This is a genomic window from Burkholderia sp. YIM B11467 (genome assembly GCF_052952715.1).
Genome location: NZ_JBQVSQ010000005.1, coordinates 392,969 through 405,991, shown reverse-complemented (window position 1 = coordinate 405,991; position 13,023 = coordinate 392,969). Strand labels below are relative to the sequence as shown.

Below are 13,023 nucleotides of genomic sequence, written 5' to 3'. Positions count from 1 at the left end.
TTCCTCCCTGAATCGTTGTTATCTTCTACAGGATCAAAGATACCATCATGGTATCCGATCGGCAACAACTAAAAGCGCGTGGTCATGCACAGCTCGCGAAATTTCCGGATGGATTCGTCGTAGCCGCTGAGCGGTGCACCGAACGATTGCTGGGGAGGTGCTGCTTTGCGCTCGATGGCGGCACGTAACGCGTCGCCGTCGGGTAGCGAATAGCGCACGCCAGTCGCTCGCGCATCACTCGCGTCTCGCCAGACGATCCCCTTGTTGACGAGCGCGTTCAGCGTCTCGCGCGCGGCCGTTCGTGGCCGGTCCGGCAGCAGGTTGACGATTTCCTCTTGCGTGTACGCGCGGCCGGGCAGCATCGCGTCGATGAGATCCTGAGGAGCCACGGTCTCGGGTTGGCGCGAACGGCTGACGGGGATGTTCTTCATATGGCTTCCCAGAGAAGTTTTTGGCCGCGAAGGGCGGCATCGGTATCAATTCGTGGGCGCGACGGCACGTTCCAGTTTCCGCCGCCGCGCTCGCCGATCAGTTTCCAGCCGGCCGCGCGCATGCTTGCGCCGCCTTCAGATGGCAACGTGTACGTGATGAGGCGCCGATAGCCGAGCGCTTTGGCCGCACGCCACGCGGCGCCGTATAGCATTGAGCAGGCGTTGCGCGAACCGTCGGTGCAACAGCGGTTGACCTCCAGCGTCCACCCATCATCGTTTCCACGCGCGACGGGACGCCCCACGATCGCGACGCCGTGGATAGCCTCGGCATCAGCTGCAGCGATGCTGAATTTGTGGCCGACGACAGGCTTGTGGTGCCGGTGATGCTGCGCAACGAACGCGTTCGCCTCGTCGAGGCTGATGGGCACGATCTTGAGGCTCACGCTGCCGCCTTGTTGAGCCGCCTCACCTCGGCGCGATAGAACGTCTTCAGTTCCTGGATCTGCTGAATGGTGAGCTTTTGCGGGACATGAGGGCCCTCCAACCACTCGACGCGCTCGAGCCCGATCTTCTTGATCAGATTGGCGCGGTACGGAATGAGGTTTCCGGATAAGTGGGTGTTGCAGGGCGCGCATTGCAGGTGGACGTTGTCCGGCTCGAATCGCAGCGCCGGTTCAGACCCGACCGACCGGTAATGGCCTGCGTGCCACTGGCCTTGGTGAAAGCGGCCGCACGAGATGCAGGAGTGCCCGGCGTCGCGCGCGCGGATCCATGCGTTGAACGCTGCCTGCAGTTCGCGAAGGTGCGTGCCACGCGTCTTCGCCTTCTCCAGCTTCTCGCGCATCGACTTGCGCTCGTCGCGCTGCGCGCGCGTGGCCTTCTGGTCGGCGAGTTTCTTGGCGTGCGATACGGCACAGAGGGGCCCGCAAACCTTCTGCATCGAGCGCGCTGGCGTGAAGACCTCGCGGCACTGTGGGCATTTCTTCGGCTTCAGGGCGCGATTCATGCGGCGAACTCCCGCGCCAATTCCTCGTACCCGTGCGCGGCCGTCTCCGACCAGGTGACGTTGTTCTCGGCGCCGAACGCGAATAACCATTCGATGAACGCGCTTGCCTCGGCCTTCCGGAAGCCGCGCGTTTGCACGCCGAGCTGCACGATGCCGGTGCCGTCGATGCTCGGGACGACGGATCCGCTGTTGTGCAGCGGCGTGCCGGCGGACTTCATGTCGCGCACGAACTGGTCGACCAGAAGGCGCTTCATGTCCTCGCGATCCCATCGGCGGCCGAGCAGCTGCACCTGGCCGGCGATGTCGCCGATCATCGCGTGGTAGCGAGCCTCCTGGTCGCGCGACTTCGGGGGCGGCTTGATCTCGACGATGAAGCCGTCGGGGGCTTGGATGCACGCGCGGCTTGCGAGCTGGCGTGCGGTGGGGTGGACGAGTCGGAATAACTGCTTGTCGCTCATGCAATCTCCAGCATTAGGCCCGGTTGCTGAATGCGCTCGCGCTGAAGCGGCGCATAGTCGGGATTCAATTCGCAGCCGACGTAATATCGGCCGAGTGCATACGCGACCTGGCCGGTCGTGCCGCTCCCGAAAAACGGATCGAGCACGATGTCGCCTGGTCGGCTGCCTGCCTGCACGCAGGGCTCGACAAGGGCGGGCGGGAACACTGCGAAGTGCGCTCCCTTGTACGGCTGCGTGTTGATGTCCCATACCGTGCGGCGATTGCGCTTTCCGCCGACGTCGGTCCACTGCTCGTCGTTGCCGCGCGCGCCGTTTTCGTCCCTGTATGAAAGGCGCGCATCGCGCTTGAATCCGTTGCCGGATGCGTGATCGCTTACGGCAAGCTCCTTGATGGCCTCATGGTCGTAGTAGTAGCGCTCGGACTTCGCGAGCAGGAATAGGTACTCGTGGCTCTTAGTGGGACGGTCGGTCACGCTTTCTGGCATGGGGTTGCCTTTCGACCAGATGATGTCGGAGCGCAGATACCAGCCATCTGCGCGCAGCGCGAAGGCAAGCATCCAGGGGATGCCGATCAGGTCTTTCGGCTTGAGGCCGGAGTCCTCCGGGATCGTGCCGGTCCGCGTCATCTTCGACGGATAGGCGCCGGCTTCGATACGCGCGGCCTGGATTTTCGACCGTGCGCGAACGTCAGCGACGGACCTCCCGGCCATTTGCCCGGTATTACCCTGGCGCCCCTGCGAGCCCCACGACCCCGCGTAGCTATCACCGATGTTTAGCCAGAGCGTGCCGTCGTCGGCGAGCACATCGCGCACGGCGCGGAACACGCCGACCATCGCGGCGATGTACAGGTCTGGCGTTTCTTCTAGCCCAAGCTGGCCCGCGTGTCCGTAGTCGCGCAGCCCGTAGTAGGGCGGCGACGTCACGCACGTCTGTGCTTTGATACCGTCAGCGGCCATCTCGCGCAACGTATCGCGGCAATCGCCGAAGTGGCAGTTGTTAATCCACTCTTTCATGCCGCCTTCCCGAACGCGACAGACAGCGGATCGTCGCCGTTTCGATCGCGCATCGGCATGACGAGGCCCCACGCCTTTACATGGCTGTCGATGACGAAGAGCAGGGCATCGGCCGCACTCTGGTTGCCTTCCGCGTCGGCTTTGCTGTAGAAGGTGACGGCTGGCGCGTCAAAGCGGCCGGGCTTGTCGACGCACTGGTCGACGAGGCGAATTACGTCGAACAGCAGAGAAATGTTGAAGCTCCCGCCGATTCCGCGAATCCATTGCTCGCGATTCCCGAGAATTTTTCGCCAGTCGGGATAGTTGGCCTCGACGCGGTAGCTCTCGATCTGGAGGTGGATCGGAAGAGAATCGGAATCGAGGATCGCCACGCGCTTTTCGTCGAACTCGGTCGACACCCATGCGCCACGCTTCAGGGTGGCTTGGCTCGCCTTGTCGAGCGACATGATCATCGGCTCGACGTTGGTCGCATCGCGATCGAGAACCTGCGTGAGACGGTGGCCGTTCGTCGCGGTGATGAGGGCTCCCCCGCCATCAGCCGGCTCGATGTTCACGCCGTTCATGTAGTAGCGAATATCTTCCTTCGCTGCGAATGAATATGCCAGACGAACTGCCTTTGCGGATAATTTCAATTTTTGCTCCGTTTGAGTTTGCGCCGCTCACGCGCGGCTATTCGATCTGATGTAGTTCCACAATTCGCGCTTTGCGCACTCGGCCGCCTCGTCGCCGGCCTTCTGCCGCACGCGCTCCACGATCTCGGTCGCCGCACCGTACTGGCCGCGGCGCCCGTCGCGCACCGCGGCCTTGAATCGCGCCAAGCACTCGGCGGCCGTCAGCACCACACGATTTCCGCGAAGCTGACGACGCGCCGCTGAAACCACGCACCACCGTCGACGCAGCCGTATTCGGTGTAGTCGGATAAGTGCGGGATGATCGCGGTGCGCATGGCTCGCTCGAGTTAGGCCGCGATCCGCTCGATTGCGGCCGGCTGCTGCGCGAACGTCATGCGGCGATGTGCCTCGCGCGTGGCGCGGATGTCGCCGGCGCAGTACGCCGCGACCTCTGCGATACGGCCGTCGCGCACGTAGTCCCAGACCATGCTTCCGTCGATGCCATTCTTCGGGCTCGGGATGCCGAGCGCCTGGCACAGGCCGTCGAGCTTGATCGAGCCGTTGTGGCCGGCCCAGCGCGTCATCGTGTCGAACACGTGGTCATCCCACGGGCGCGCGTGGAAGGGGATGATCGACGGCGGCTTGATGCCGAGCACGACTGCGCGCTGGAACAGGAACCGCAAGTCGAAGCCGGTGATGTAGTGGCCGATGAACACCGGGCGCCGATCGGAACTCGGCGTGTACGCGTCAGCGATGCGCTCGAACGCGGCGCGCAGCACGCTCGCCTCCTTATTGGCCCAGTCTTCCGAGTGGAACGTCTCGGGCTCTTCGGCGCCGAGCGCGAGGCCGATCACTGCGATCTGGCCGGTCGCGCCGTCGAACGACGTCTTGCGCCATTGCTCCTGTGCGACTTCCTCCGTCTTCTCGCCGCGGAAGCGTTCGACCCAGCGCGCGAGCATTGCGTCCTTGCTCGTGAACTTGATCTCGTCCTTGTCGGTCATGCCGAGGTCGATCGCGGCTTGTTCCTTCGTCAGCGTCGACGGGGCCTTGAAGTTCTCCGCGACGCTCTTACGGATCGCGTCGAGCACGTCCGGGTTTTGGCTCGGGATGGTTTCGATGTCGAGGGTGATGTCCATTTGCTTCTCCTTTGTGGTATCGCGGTAACTATGACGGTATCCGTCTGGAAGAAATTTTTTTGCGCCTGATGCCGCGCCACTCGAAGCCACCAACGCGCGGCGCTTCGTAGCTCGGAGACTCGCGCGCGGCGTATGCCTCGTCGACCGTCGGTGCCGTGCATGCCCAGTGCTTCCCGGTCCAGAACGCGAACCAGCGGACAAGCTGCTTGCCGTTCGGCTTCCGCCGCACTTCGTAGACGCCGATGTGCAGCGGGGTGATGCTCTTGTCGAACCAGTGCGTGAGCTGCATATCGGTATCCTAATGATTTTGTCGCGCGACAACGTTCCTCCTAGAACGGAATGTCGTCATCCATTTCATCGAAGCCGCCACCAGCCGGCACGCTGGAGCGACTCTGCGCGCCGGATGCACCCCCACGCGTCGCGCTGCTGGCGCGGCCGTTGCCACGCTGGCTGCCGCCGTAGCCGCTTTCTTCGCCAGCGCCCGAGCCGCCGCGGCCTCCGAGCATCTGCATCTGGTCGGCGACGATCTCGGTCGAGTAGCGATCTTGGCCGGCCTGGTCCTGCCACTTGCGCGTGCGGATGCGGCCTTCGATGTAGACCGACGAACCCTTCTTCAGGTACTCGCTGACGATCTCCGCGAGGCGGCCGAAGAAGTTGACGCGATGCCACTCGGTCACTTCCTTGTAATCGCCGCTGGCCTTGTCCTTGTAGCGATCGGTCGTCGCGAGGCGGATGTTCGCAACCGCATCGCCGCTCGGCAAGTAACGGACTTCAGGATCGGCGCCGAGATTGCCGACGAGGATGACTTTGTTCACGGATGCCATTTATGCCGCCTTCTTCAGTTCTTTCATACGCTGATTGAACACTGCGTTCGCTGCAGCCTTCTGTTCCTTTGTCAGGCTGTTCATGATCTCGACGAGATCGGGAACCGTCCGGGCCCCGCGCATCTGCTCCTCAATCGCAAGTGCGGCGGAGGTCGTTTCGTGTTGGCCCGACGAGCCATTCCTCGCGGCGACATCGTGCGATGTGCCGTCTGCATCGTTGTCGCCTTCGGTCGGGATGCAGAACGCCTGAAAGGCTGCGTACTTGTACGCTGCGGACATCGCCTTGTTGCTGCTCTTGTCGGCGCTGTCCATCGCCTCGCCGACCGTAACGATCGTGTGCTTCGACCCGTCCTCTGCACTGATCAGGTCGAATTCGACGGTGACGGTCGTGTAGAAGATCGCGCCACCCTTCGCCGTAACGCGCTCGACCTGCTCGCGCTTCGTGACGCGCGGCAGCATCAGGAGCTTGTGCTTCGAGAGGATCGGCGACAGCGCTGCGTATGCGTCGTCAATCCCGCGAAAGTTGTAGCCCTGCTGCTGGTTGCGGCGATCTTTCGAGATCCCGACCTGTGACATTTCCTGCATGACGGCGGCTATCGCGCCGTACACCTTCAGATTTGTTTCCATTCCCGTTTTCCTCCTCGAACTGCTGCTGTTCTTGCTCCATGACCTGTTGCCAAAATGCAGAGTCGTCTTCGTTCATGGAATCGCTCCTAGGTTCTGCGCTGCTGCCCATGCGCCGTAGCCGAGGCACACGACCAGCGCGACCACCCACTCAAGCGCGGTTCGCATCGGCAATGCCGTCGATCTCTGCACGCAGGACGCGCGCGCGGTTGACGAGAAGCCCGAGCCAGCCATCGGCGGCCGCATCAGGATGGAGCGCTGCGAAGCGATCCCACTCGTCGCTCAGGTCGCGCAGCAGCACGTATGCGTCGGCGAATTTCTCCGCGATGCGCGTCTGGCGCTCCAGCTCCGCCAGCATCACTACATCGGCTACGTGCTCTTGCCCGGCCTGAACCAGTTCGCGTAGCATCACCGGGGCGGGGATCTGCTTCACTTCACGATGAGTAACCATCATGGTATCCGTAATGTGCAAATTTTTTTCCGCGGCGGGACGTTGCCGCGGATGGAACACGGTTGCCGGGCGTAATAACGTGAGGTGCTTTGCTGCGTGAGCTGCGTTCATGGTTGATTCCTTCCGTTCGTTGTGGTTGGTGCTGCAATGAATAAAGGATACCAACAAGGTATCGGATATGCAAGGGCCGATTCCAAGTTTTTTGTGTGCTCGGCTACAGCTGCATCCAGGTCTGATAGTCGGCTTCGCTAAGGCGGTCATCGTTCAGCGATGCCGCCGGATCCGGCTTGTGCGCGTCGCAGTAGTCGCGGCCGCCGTGACTCCAGTGCGCTTTCACGCGCGGGCCCGTCTTGCGGCACTCGCAGCAGTAGCGCCAGCCGCCGCGCTCGACCATCTCTTTCGTGATTCGCTTCATGCTTGCTCCCGTTGTTTGCGGGCCGGCCGGCGGCCGACGTTGCAGATGAACGCCGCGAACGCGACCGCGGCGAGTAGGGTGCATGCGATGCGGACGTCGGGGGTCGGAAGATCCGGCGCTGCGACGGCTAAGGCGGCGCATGCTGCGCCGGAGATGATCGCTTTCATGCTTCCACCTTCGGCGCGGCCGGAAGCGGCATCCAGTGCGTTACAGCGTCGCTGATGTCCTGCGGCCCGTCGTGCCAGCCGTCGCTATACGTGAACGCCTGCGGCATTCTCGTGAACGCGTCGAACTCGACCTGCAGAGGCGTGTCGCTCATCAGCTCCCATTCGTTGTCGGGCGCGAGCATCACGAGATACCAGCCGGGCGCGGCCGGCTGCCGATCGGCGACGTTGATCCACGGCGCCGTCACGTCGGCGCGCGTGTTCCAGCATTCGGCGGCCAACTCGCGCGTCTCTGCCTTCGCCCAAACCGACGTCATATAGCAATGCTCGTTGCCGCAGTTGATGTGCCGGCCGCCGCCGAGCAAGATCGCTTTACCTCCGCAGAACGGACAGGGCTTCAGTGCTTCGTTCATCGTGCCTCCTGACGTCCAAAAAATGCGATGAAGGTCTCTTCGTCGATGCGCGGAACCCAAGCGGTATTGCCATCGCCAAAGTGATAGGTGGCGTCGTATTTGGCGCCGGGATAGGTGAACCGTGCCGAACACTTGATGCCGTGCCCCGGCTCGGACGCCTCAAGTTTGTCGCCGTAGACGTGCACCGACTTCACGATGCATCCGGGGAACTTCGCCTCGACGAGTTCGATCAGCGCATTCTGCGCGGCGACGTTCATGCGCTTGCGCGCATCGTCGCGCGCGAGGCATTCCTGGCAGCAGAACACCTGCTGCTTGCGGACGACATAGCCGCCTGGTTCGATTTCGTTGCCATCGTCGTCGTACTGATAGTCGTTCGATACGTGCGCTCCGCAAGCGTGGCACTCGAACCACCATCCGGACTCGATCAGAACGCCCGGCGGCACGGGGCCCGGGCAGAACTCATCGAGATGGGGCGCACGTCGGCACGACTCGACGCTTTCCCATTCGATCCCGAGTTCGTTAGCGCCTTCGCGGCGTGCGGTCGCCGAGTTAGTCGCGAACCTGACGCATCCGTGACCTTCATAGTTGTCGTGGACGATGTACGCCTTCAGCGGTGTGCTCATGCTGCCTCCTTCTTGCGCCGCGCTCCGGGAAACTCGGGTTCGATCTGGTACTCAGGGCGCGCGATAACGTTCGCGATCAGCTTCTTCCAGATGGCGCGCGTGTTGAGCAGCGCGGGGCCATCGGTGCCGTCGAGTTGGTCCGCGGGCGTCGTCATCACTGTCAGCGAGTCGATGACGTCGACAGGTACGGCGATGTTTGCGCAGCCGTTGTTGTAGTAGCCAAGGTTCGCGCGCACCTTCTCGCTCTCGTACCTGCCGGCGCGCGGTGTCCTGAAGCAATACCCGCTGTCGTCGGGGCGCCACAAAGTGATGAACTTGTGCCAGCGATGCGTGTGGTGCACGCTGATGACGTAGTAGTCGCGCGGCATATCGCTTGGCCACGGCGCCGTCGCTACGATCGGAAGTTCGAACGCGGCGGCGCGCACAGCTTCGGCAGCCTCGGGCGAGTAGCCCCAAATGTTGTCGCTGCGATTCCCGATATAGCTCGGCGCGATCACGCCGCGTGGCAATTGCCAACCGGTCGTAATGTAGTCGCGCATGCGCCCGACCAAACTGCGCAGCGTGCCGCCGTGCGAGAAGACGCGCCAGCGTCCCTTGTTGTGCGTGTAGACGCGCTTCTGCGTGTAGTCGTCGACGAACCAGATTTTGCCGCGCGCGTCGACTTCAATGCGCGCGTAGCGGTCGTGTTGCGTGTTGTAGAAGAACCGGCGTCCGTGCGCGCCGATCACCTGGATTAACTGGTTCGCATGCTCGACGCGTTCGATCTTCGTGTTCATGCGTCATCTCGCGCGCGAAGCATGGCGCTGGCTTCGATATAGCGCATCGTCGCGCGAAATTCGGCCCAAAACGCCGCGTTTTCAGTCGGGTCGGTAGCGTAATCTGGCATCTTGCGACCGACTATCGTCTCGGCATATCCGACCGAATATTCTTCGAGATGGACGTCGATGTGTGTCGCGAAGTAGTCGCACAGCGTCATGCCGGATGCGAGGCGCTCCATTTCTGCCTGGTCGCGCGGGTTGAGTGCAAACGGATCCGCGATCGGGAATGCCGGACCGCCTCTCTTGATTTCGTTCATGCCGCCTCCCGTTGCGCTTCAGGTTGACGCAGCGTCGCGATGAGCCCGCGTGCGCGGATAACGCGCTCGCGGAATGCAAAACCGTCGACGGGCTCGCCCGACAGCTCGCAGAGCGAGACGATCCCGTTGAGCAGTTCCAGCATCGCCGGCGCGGCGTTGCGCACGGCCGTATCGGCGGCCTCGCGCGCCGCTTGTTCAGCACGCTGACGCTCGGCCTCGGCGCGCTCACGGGCCGCTTGTGCTGCACGCTCGCGCTCTGCCGCGGCATCCCGTTCGCGCTGCTCGGCGGCCGCGCGCTCGGCTTGCGCGCGGCGTTCGGCTGCCGCGGCTTCTTCCTCTGCACGACGCCGCGCGGCTGCCGCCTCTTCCTCGGCGCGCTGGCGGGCGGCCGCTTCGTCGGCGATGCGCTGGCGTTCTGCGTCGATGGAGGCCTGTTGGCGCGCGATCTCGGCCTTCTGTTCGTCGATCTTGCGCTGCTCGGCTTCGCGCTCGGCGCGTGCCCGCGCTGCATCCGCTTCCCGGCGCTCGCGGTCGACGCGTTCCTGCTCGGCGCGCGCGGTGGCCGCCTGGCGCTCGCGTTCCTCCTGCTCGGCGCGTTGCTTTGCCAGTTCCTCGCGCTCGGCCGCCAGCCGCGCGGCTTCAGCTTCACGAAGTACTGCAGCCTCGTGCATCGTCTTCAGCCTGGTGATGACCTCGGTGCGCGCGGCGTGCGCAGCGTCGGCGAACTCGGCGAACACGTCGGCCGTCACCTCGAACGCTTCCAGATCCTCGAGCGCGGTTGCGATCTTGCTCGCGGCCGCGTCGAACAGACCAAGCGGAACGACGCGCATCTCGTCGATCTTGGTGCGGATGCCGTCCTTGCGCCGCTGCTCGGCTTGCGCTTTCTCGCGGCGCTCGGCTTCGACCTTCGCGTCCCATGCGTCGCGCAGCTTCTGCAGGCGCTGTTCCTCGGGCTCGATCAGCGCGACCAGCCGATTCTCTTCGGCGATGACAGCGTTTGCGAACTTGGTAGCGTCGTCGCGCGCTTCCTTTCCGGCGGTCCGGATGCTGGTGCGGCGTGTCTTGAGCGTCATGTAGGCGGTGTGGCACTGCGTGCGGCCGTCCGCGTTCTTGATCTCGGTTATGTCGGCTGTCTTCTTGACCAGCGCGACCAGCGCCGGCTCGTGATCGGCCGTGCGCAGCGCTTTTTTGGCCCGATCGGGCAGGGTGATTTCCGTTGTCATGGCTTCCTTCCTTCGGTTGTTTTCAGGCATTGGACGGTATCTGAGTAGCCGTCATGGTATCCGTGGCAGGCGTGAAAAATCACGCAGCAAGACTTGCGCGCAGCTCCTTCGCTCGAGCGTCACGCTGCTGAGCGCTGCGGACATGCTCGGTGACGCGGATGCTCGCCTTCAGGGCGCCGACGCTGTCGCCGATGGCCTTGGCGGCGCGCACGTCGCGGCGGTTGATGGCGGCAAGCTGGCGGTAGTGCTTCGCTTCGGCGCGCATGCGTGCGATTTCGTCTCGCGTGTTCATGGTGTCGGTGCGGTGTGATTGCCGGTGCCGATCAGATCGGCGTGCAATGGCTGATTGCCACGCAACCGCTCTTGCCGTTCAGCCAAACGACTGCCGTGTGGCCGCTCAGGACTTCAGCTGCGGTGCGGGTGGTGAAGGTCTTCGGTGCATCGCCGCGTACCTCGGAATACTGGATAGTGGCGCCGACTTGCACACGGGCATTCCAGTCATCAACAGCCTTCTGCGGATTCGGTCTGCGATTCATTTCGGTCTCTTCTCGCTGATGGTGTGGTGTGATTGCCCGCAGGGCGGGCGCGGTTGTTCAGAACTTCCCGGCGTCTTCGAGACGCTCGATCTCGATGGCGATCGCGTCTTGGCTGAAGCCGTCAGATTCCATGTGCGCCTCGATTTGCTCGCGGCACTCGTCTTCACCGAGGTGAATCCACAACACGTAAAGCTGGTCGGCGGTGCGCTTGGCGCTTTGTCCGAAACCTGCGATCTGCATCGTCATCTCCTATTGGGCGGGCGCGGTTGTTCAGGCGGCCTTTTCAGCGATCTCGGCGAGCGAGCGCAAGAGTTTCATCGCGTCGAATCGGTCGTCTGAAGCGGCGTAGGTGTCGGACATGGCGTCGAATCGATCGGCAAGTTCGCGTGCTTGCTTCACCAGCTCCACGGTGTTTCGGATGTCTTTTTCTTGCGGCATCGACAATTGGTCAGTGGACACGTACTCGCCCCGCTTAAAGCTGAGCGTCACAGTGTCGAATGCCTCCCCCCAGACGCGCTGCGTCGTGCGCACCAAGATTTCGACTGCGCCGTGGGCGACGCTCTGGACGCGATAGTTCGATCCGGCAACTACGATCGAATCGCCCCCTTTAAGGTCTTCTGCTTTGACGGTTTCCATCGTCGCTCTCCTATAGCGGGCGCGGTTGTTCAGGCGGGAATCCAAGTGGAGCAAATCAGCGTTCCGCTGCGTTGCGCGTCGGCAATCAACCGGGCGCGCTCATGCTCCGAAATCTTGAAACCAACCAGGCAGCAGTGTTCGCCGTTCCAGCCGCGAATATCGCCGCCGAATCTCGACATCGAGTAACCGCCTGACTTGTGCAATTCGATGCGGAAGCCGTTGCGTCCGAACATTTCATGGACTTGCATCGTCGTTCTCCTGTAGCGGGATGGGTTGTTAGAACTGGTTGCGCGCCTTGCGGCGAACTTCCGATGCCTGCTCGCGCTTCGTCCGGTCGTCGGCGCGATCCATGCGGTCGTAGATCTCAAGCACGGTGTCGCGGTACTTGCGCTGTTCGGCCGCCTTGCGAGCTGTGCGAAGATCGATGACTTTCTTCATGGCGGCCTCTCATGCCTTCAGTTCGAACGTGTTCCACGCGCCATAGAGGCCATGGCGATCCGCGGTTCCGCGCGCGACGATCAGGGCGTATTCGCGAACACGCTCAGCGCCAGGCTTTCCGTTGCCCGAATAGCGCTTCGTATTGCGTGCGATGAGCTTCACGAAGCAATCCGCGCCGATCGTTCCCTTCGCGTCCGTCACCACGCCCAGCTTCAGCGGGCGACCACAGTGCTCGCAGTTGCAGTCCTGTTCGTAGCCGTTGATCGTGATGGTCGTCATCGTCGTTCCCCTTCGTGTTGCGAGATCGGATACCTCGTTGATTGAAAAGATACCAACAAGGTATCCGAAATGCAAGTGCGAAATTGCACTTATTTTTCGACCTGCCTCCCGATCCAGCCGCGGCGCTCGAACGCCGGCCGCAATTTCGCGTGCGTCGACTCCCGCAACTTCGCGATTTCAGGCGTGATCCGGGCGGCGGCGCGCGAGGCGGTCGACTGGTTGACCCCACTTTCCTTCGCGATCTGCTGCTGGCTCGGGCAGTAGCCTTCGCCATAGATGAAATCGCGCATGAGCAGAAAGCGCACGAGCGAGCGATTCCGGTTGACGTGCTCGAACTGCGGCAGCAGACGATCGATCGCCGCCGGCCGCTCGCCGCGCTCGCCGCCGTATGTCGCATCGAGCACGGCGCGCTGGTCGAGTGACAGATGCGACTCGACGACGTCGAGGATGAACTGCGCCTGCGCTTTCTTCTCGTGGATGCTCAGCAGCAGCGGGGAGCCGTCGGGGCCCGTGTACTCGCCGACTTGCCCGATCTTCACGCCGGGACGAGCGCGCCAGGTGTAGGCAAAGAGCAGGGCGGCGTCCATATCGCGGAACATCGGCACGCGCGCGGCTTCGGCATCGTCGCGATCGGCACTGCGCCGCGTGAGCCGTCCGAGCGGGCTTT

General features: G+C 63.0%; 27 protein-coding genes. All 27 read right to left on the bottom strand.

Annotation, left to right across the window (positions count from 1 at the left end):
- Nucleotides 1–68 precede the first annotated feature (68 nt).
- The 27 genes from ACTRWB_RS20205 to ACTRWB_RS20075 all read right to left on the bottom strand — a co-directional run bounded on the left by ACTRWB_RS20205 (nucleotide 69) and on the right by ACTRWB_RS20075 (nucleotide 12,961).
- Complete coding sequence (locus ACTRWB_RS20205; protein WP_446903050.1) at nucleotides 69–431, bottom strand: hypothetical protein; 363 nt, start codon at nucleotides 429–431, stop codon at nucleotides 69–71.
- Nucleotides 428–874: an XF1762 family protein gene (locus ACTRWB_RS20200; RefSeq protein ID WP_446903049.1), complete on the bottom strand. Its 447-nt coding sequence runs from the start codon at nucleotides 872–874 to the stop codon at nucleotides 428–430. Before ACTRWB_RS20200 ends, ACTRWB_RS20205 begins: the two co-directional genes overlap by 4 nt.
- The gene (locus ACTRWB_RS20195; protein ID WP_446903048.1) at nucleotides 871–1,437 is read right to left on the bottom strand and encodes a recombination protein NinG; all 567 of its coding nucleotides are present in this window, start codon (nucleotides 1,435–1,437) and stop codon (nucleotides 871–873) included. Before ACTRWB_RS20195 ends, ACTRWB_RS20200 begins: the two co-directional genes overlap by 4 nt.
- Nucleotides 1,434–1,895, bottom strand: coding sequence for a recombination protein NinB (locus ACTRWB_RS20190; RefSeq protein ID WP_446903047.1), 462 nt, complete (start codon nucleotides 1,893–1,895; stop codon nucleotides 1,434–1,436). Before ACTRWB_RS20190 ends, ACTRWB_RS20195 begins: the two co-directional genes overlap by 4 nt.
- On the bottom strand, nucleotides 1,892–2,908 hold the full coding sequence (locus tag ACTRWB_RS20185) for a DNA-methyltransferase (protein WP_446903046.1): 1,017 nt from the start codon (nucleotides 2,906–2,908) through the stop codon (nucleotides 1,892–1,894). The genes ACTRWB_RS20190 and ACTRWB_RS20185 overlap by 4 nt, the downstream gene beginning before the upstream one ends.
- A complete protein-coding gene (locus ACTRWB_RS20180) occupies nucleotides 2,905–3,540 on the bottom strand; it encodes a hypothetical protein (RefSeq protein ID WP_446903045.1) in 636 nt (211 codons plus the stop codon). Before ACTRWB_RS20180 ends, ACTRWB_RS20185 begins: the two co-directional genes overlap by 4 nt.
- Before the next feature lie 27 nt (nucleotides 3,541–3,567).
- Nucleotides 3,568–3,747, bottom strand: a complete 180-nt coding sequence (locus ACTRWB_RS20175) for a hypothetical protein (RefSeq protein WP_446903044.1) — start codon at nucleotides 3,745–3,747, stop codon at nucleotides 3,568–3,570.
- A 119-nt stretch (nucleotides 3,748–3,866) separates the two neighbouring features.
- Nucleotides 3,867–4,655, bottom strand: a complete 789-nt coding sequence (locus ACTRWB_RS20170) for a hypothetical protein (RefSeq protein ID WP_446903043.1) — start codon at nucleotides 4,653–4,655, stop codon at nucleotides 3,867–3,869.
- Nucleotides 4,656–4,683: 28 nt separating this feature from the next.
- Nucleotides 4,684–4,944 (bottom strand): hypothetical protein, encoded by a 261-nt coding sequence (locus ACTRWB_RS20165; RefSeq protein WP_446903042.1) that lies wholly within the window; start codon nucleotides 4,942–4,944, stop codon nucleotides 4,684–4,686.
- Between the two features lie 40 nt (nucleotides 4,945–4,984).
- Nucleotides 4,985–5,479 (bottom strand): single-stranded DNA-binding protein, encoded by a 495-nt coding sequence (locus tag ACTRWB_RS20160; RefSeq protein WP_446903041.1) that lies wholly within the window; start codon nucleotides 5,477–5,479, stop codon nucleotides 4,985–4,987.
- Nucleotides 5,480–6,106 carry an ERF family protein gene (locus ACTRWB_RS20155; RefSeq protein WP_446903040.1) on the bottom strand — a complete coding sequence of 209 codons (627 nt, stop codon included), beginning with the start codon at nucleotides 6,104–6,106 and terminating at the stop codon, nucleotides 5,480–5,482. It lies immediately after the preceding gene.
- A gap of 148 nt (nucleotides 6,107–6,254) precedes the next feature.
- Complete coding sequence (locus ACTRWB_RS20150) at nucleotides 6,255–6,665, bottom strand: hypothetical protein (protein WP_446903039.1); 411 nt, start codon at nucleotides 6,663–6,665, stop codon at nucleotides 6,255–6,257.
- Between the two features lie 103 nt (nucleotides 6,666–6,768).
- Complete coding sequence (locus tag ACTRWB_RS20145; protein ID WP_446903038.1) at nucleotides 6,769–6,969, bottom strand: hypothetical protein; 201 nt, start codon at nucleotides 6,967–6,969, stop codon at nucleotides 6,769–6,771.
- The gene (locus tag ACTRWB_RS20140) at nucleotides 6,966–7,136 is read right to left on the bottom strand and encodes a hypothetical protein (RefSeq protein WP_446903037.1); all 171 of its coding nucleotides are present in this window, start codon (nucleotides 7,134–7,136) and stop codon (nucleotides 6,966–6,968) included. Before ACTRWB_RS20140 ends, ACTRWB_RS20145 begins: the two co-directional genes overlap by 4 nt.
- The gene (locus tag ACTRWB_RS20135) at nucleotides 7,133–7,546 is read right to left on the bottom strand and encodes a DUF551 domain-containing protein (RefSeq protein WP_446903036.1); all 414 of its coding nucleotides are present in this window, start codon (nucleotides 7,544–7,546) and stop codon (nucleotides 7,133–7,135) included. Before ACTRWB_RS20135 ends, ACTRWB_RS20140 begins: the two co-directional genes overlap by 4 nt.
- Nucleotides 7,543–8,169 (bottom strand): hypothetical protein, encoded by a 627-nt coding sequence (locus ACTRWB_RS20130; protein WP_446903035.1) that lies wholly within the window; start codon nucleotides 8,167–8,169, stop codon nucleotides 7,543–7,545. The genes ACTRWB_RS20135 and ACTRWB_RS20130 overlap by 4 nt, the downstream gene beginning before the upstream one ends.
- Entirely contained in the window at nucleotides 8,166–8,945 is a 780-nt protein-coding gene (locus ACTRWB_RS20125) for a hypothetical protein (RefSeq protein ID WP_446903034.1), read from the bottom strand. Before ACTRWB_RS20125 ends, ACTRWB_RS20130 begins: the two co-directional genes overlap by 4 nt.
- Nucleotides 8,942–9,244: a hypothetical protein gene (locus ACTRWB_RS20120; protein ID WP_446903033.1), complete on the bottom strand. Its 303-nt coding sequence runs from the start codon at nucleotides 9,242–9,244 to the stop codon at nucleotides 8,942–8,944. The genes ACTRWB_RS20125 and ACTRWB_RS20120 overlap by 4 nt, the downstream gene beginning before the upstream one ends.
- Entirely contained in the window at nucleotides 9,241–10,467 is a 1,227-nt protein-coding gene (locus tag ACTRWB_RS20115; protein WP_446903032.1) for a hypothetical protein, read from the bottom strand. Before ACTRWB_RS20115 ends, ACTRWB_RS20120 begins: the two co-directional genes overlap by 4 nt.
- A gap of 79 nt (nucleotides 10,468–10,546) precedes the next feature.
- The gene (locus tag ACTRWB_RS20110; protein WP_446903031.1) at nucleotides 10,547–10,759 is read right to left on the bottom strand and encodes a hypothetical protein; all 213 of its coding nucleotides are present in this window, start codon (nucleotides 10,757–10,759) and stop codon (nucleotides 10,547–10,549) included.
- A 31-nt stretch (nucleotides 10,760–10,790) separates the two neighbouring features.
- Nucleotides 10,791–11,003: a hypothetical protein gene (locus ACTRWB_RS20105; protein ID WP_446903030.1), complete on the bottom strand. Its 213-nt coding sequence runs from the start codon at nucleotides 11,001–11,003 to the stop codon at nucleotides 10,791–10,793.
- 57 nt (nucleotides 11,004–11,060) lie between these two features.
- Nucleotides 11,061–11,243: a hypothetical protein gene (locus tag ACTRWB_RS20100; RefSeq protein ID WP_446903029.1), complete on the bottom strand. Its 183-nt coding sequence runs from the start codon at nucleotides 11,241–11,243 to the stop codon at nucleotides 11,061–11,063.
- 30 nt (nucleotides 11,244–11,273) lie between these two features.
- A complete protein-coding gene (locus tag ACTRWB_RS20095; RefSeq protein WP_446903028.1) occupies nucleotides 11,274–11,639 on the bottom strand; it encodes a hypothetical protein in 366 nt (121 codons plus the stop codon).
- A gap of 29 nt (nucleotides 11,640–11,668) precedes the next feature.
- Complete coding sequence (locus tag ACTRWB_RS20090; protein ID WP_446903027.1) at nucleotides 11,669–11,887, bottom strand: hypothetical protein; 219 nt, start codon at nucleotides 11,885–11,887, stop codon at nucleotides 11,669–11,671.
- 28 nt (nucleotides 11,888–11,915) lie between these two features.
- The gene (locus ACTRWB_RS20085; protein ID WP_446903026.1) at nucleotides 11,916–12,077 is read right to left on the bottom strand and encodes a hypothetical protein; all 162 of its coding nucleotides are present in this window, start codon (nucleotides 12,075–12,077) and stop codon (nucleotides 11,916–11,918) included.
- A gap of 9 nt (nucleotides 12,078–12,086) precedes the next feature.
- Nucleotides 12,087–12,356: a hypothetical protein gene (locus ACTRWB_RS20080; protein ID WP_054316253.1), complete on the bottom strand. Its 270-nt coding sequence runs from the start codon at nucleotides 12,354–12,356 to the stop codon at nucleotides 12,087–12,089.
- A gap of 89 nt (nucleotides 12,357–12,445) precedes the next feature.
- Complete coding sequence (locus ACTRWB_RS20075; RefSeq protein ID WP_446903025.1) at nucleotides 12,446–12,961, bottom strand: hypothetical protein; 516 nt, start codon at nucleotides 12,959–12,961, stop codon at nucleotides 12,446–12,448.
- Between the last annotated feature and the right edge of the window lie 62 nt (nucleotides 12,962–13,023).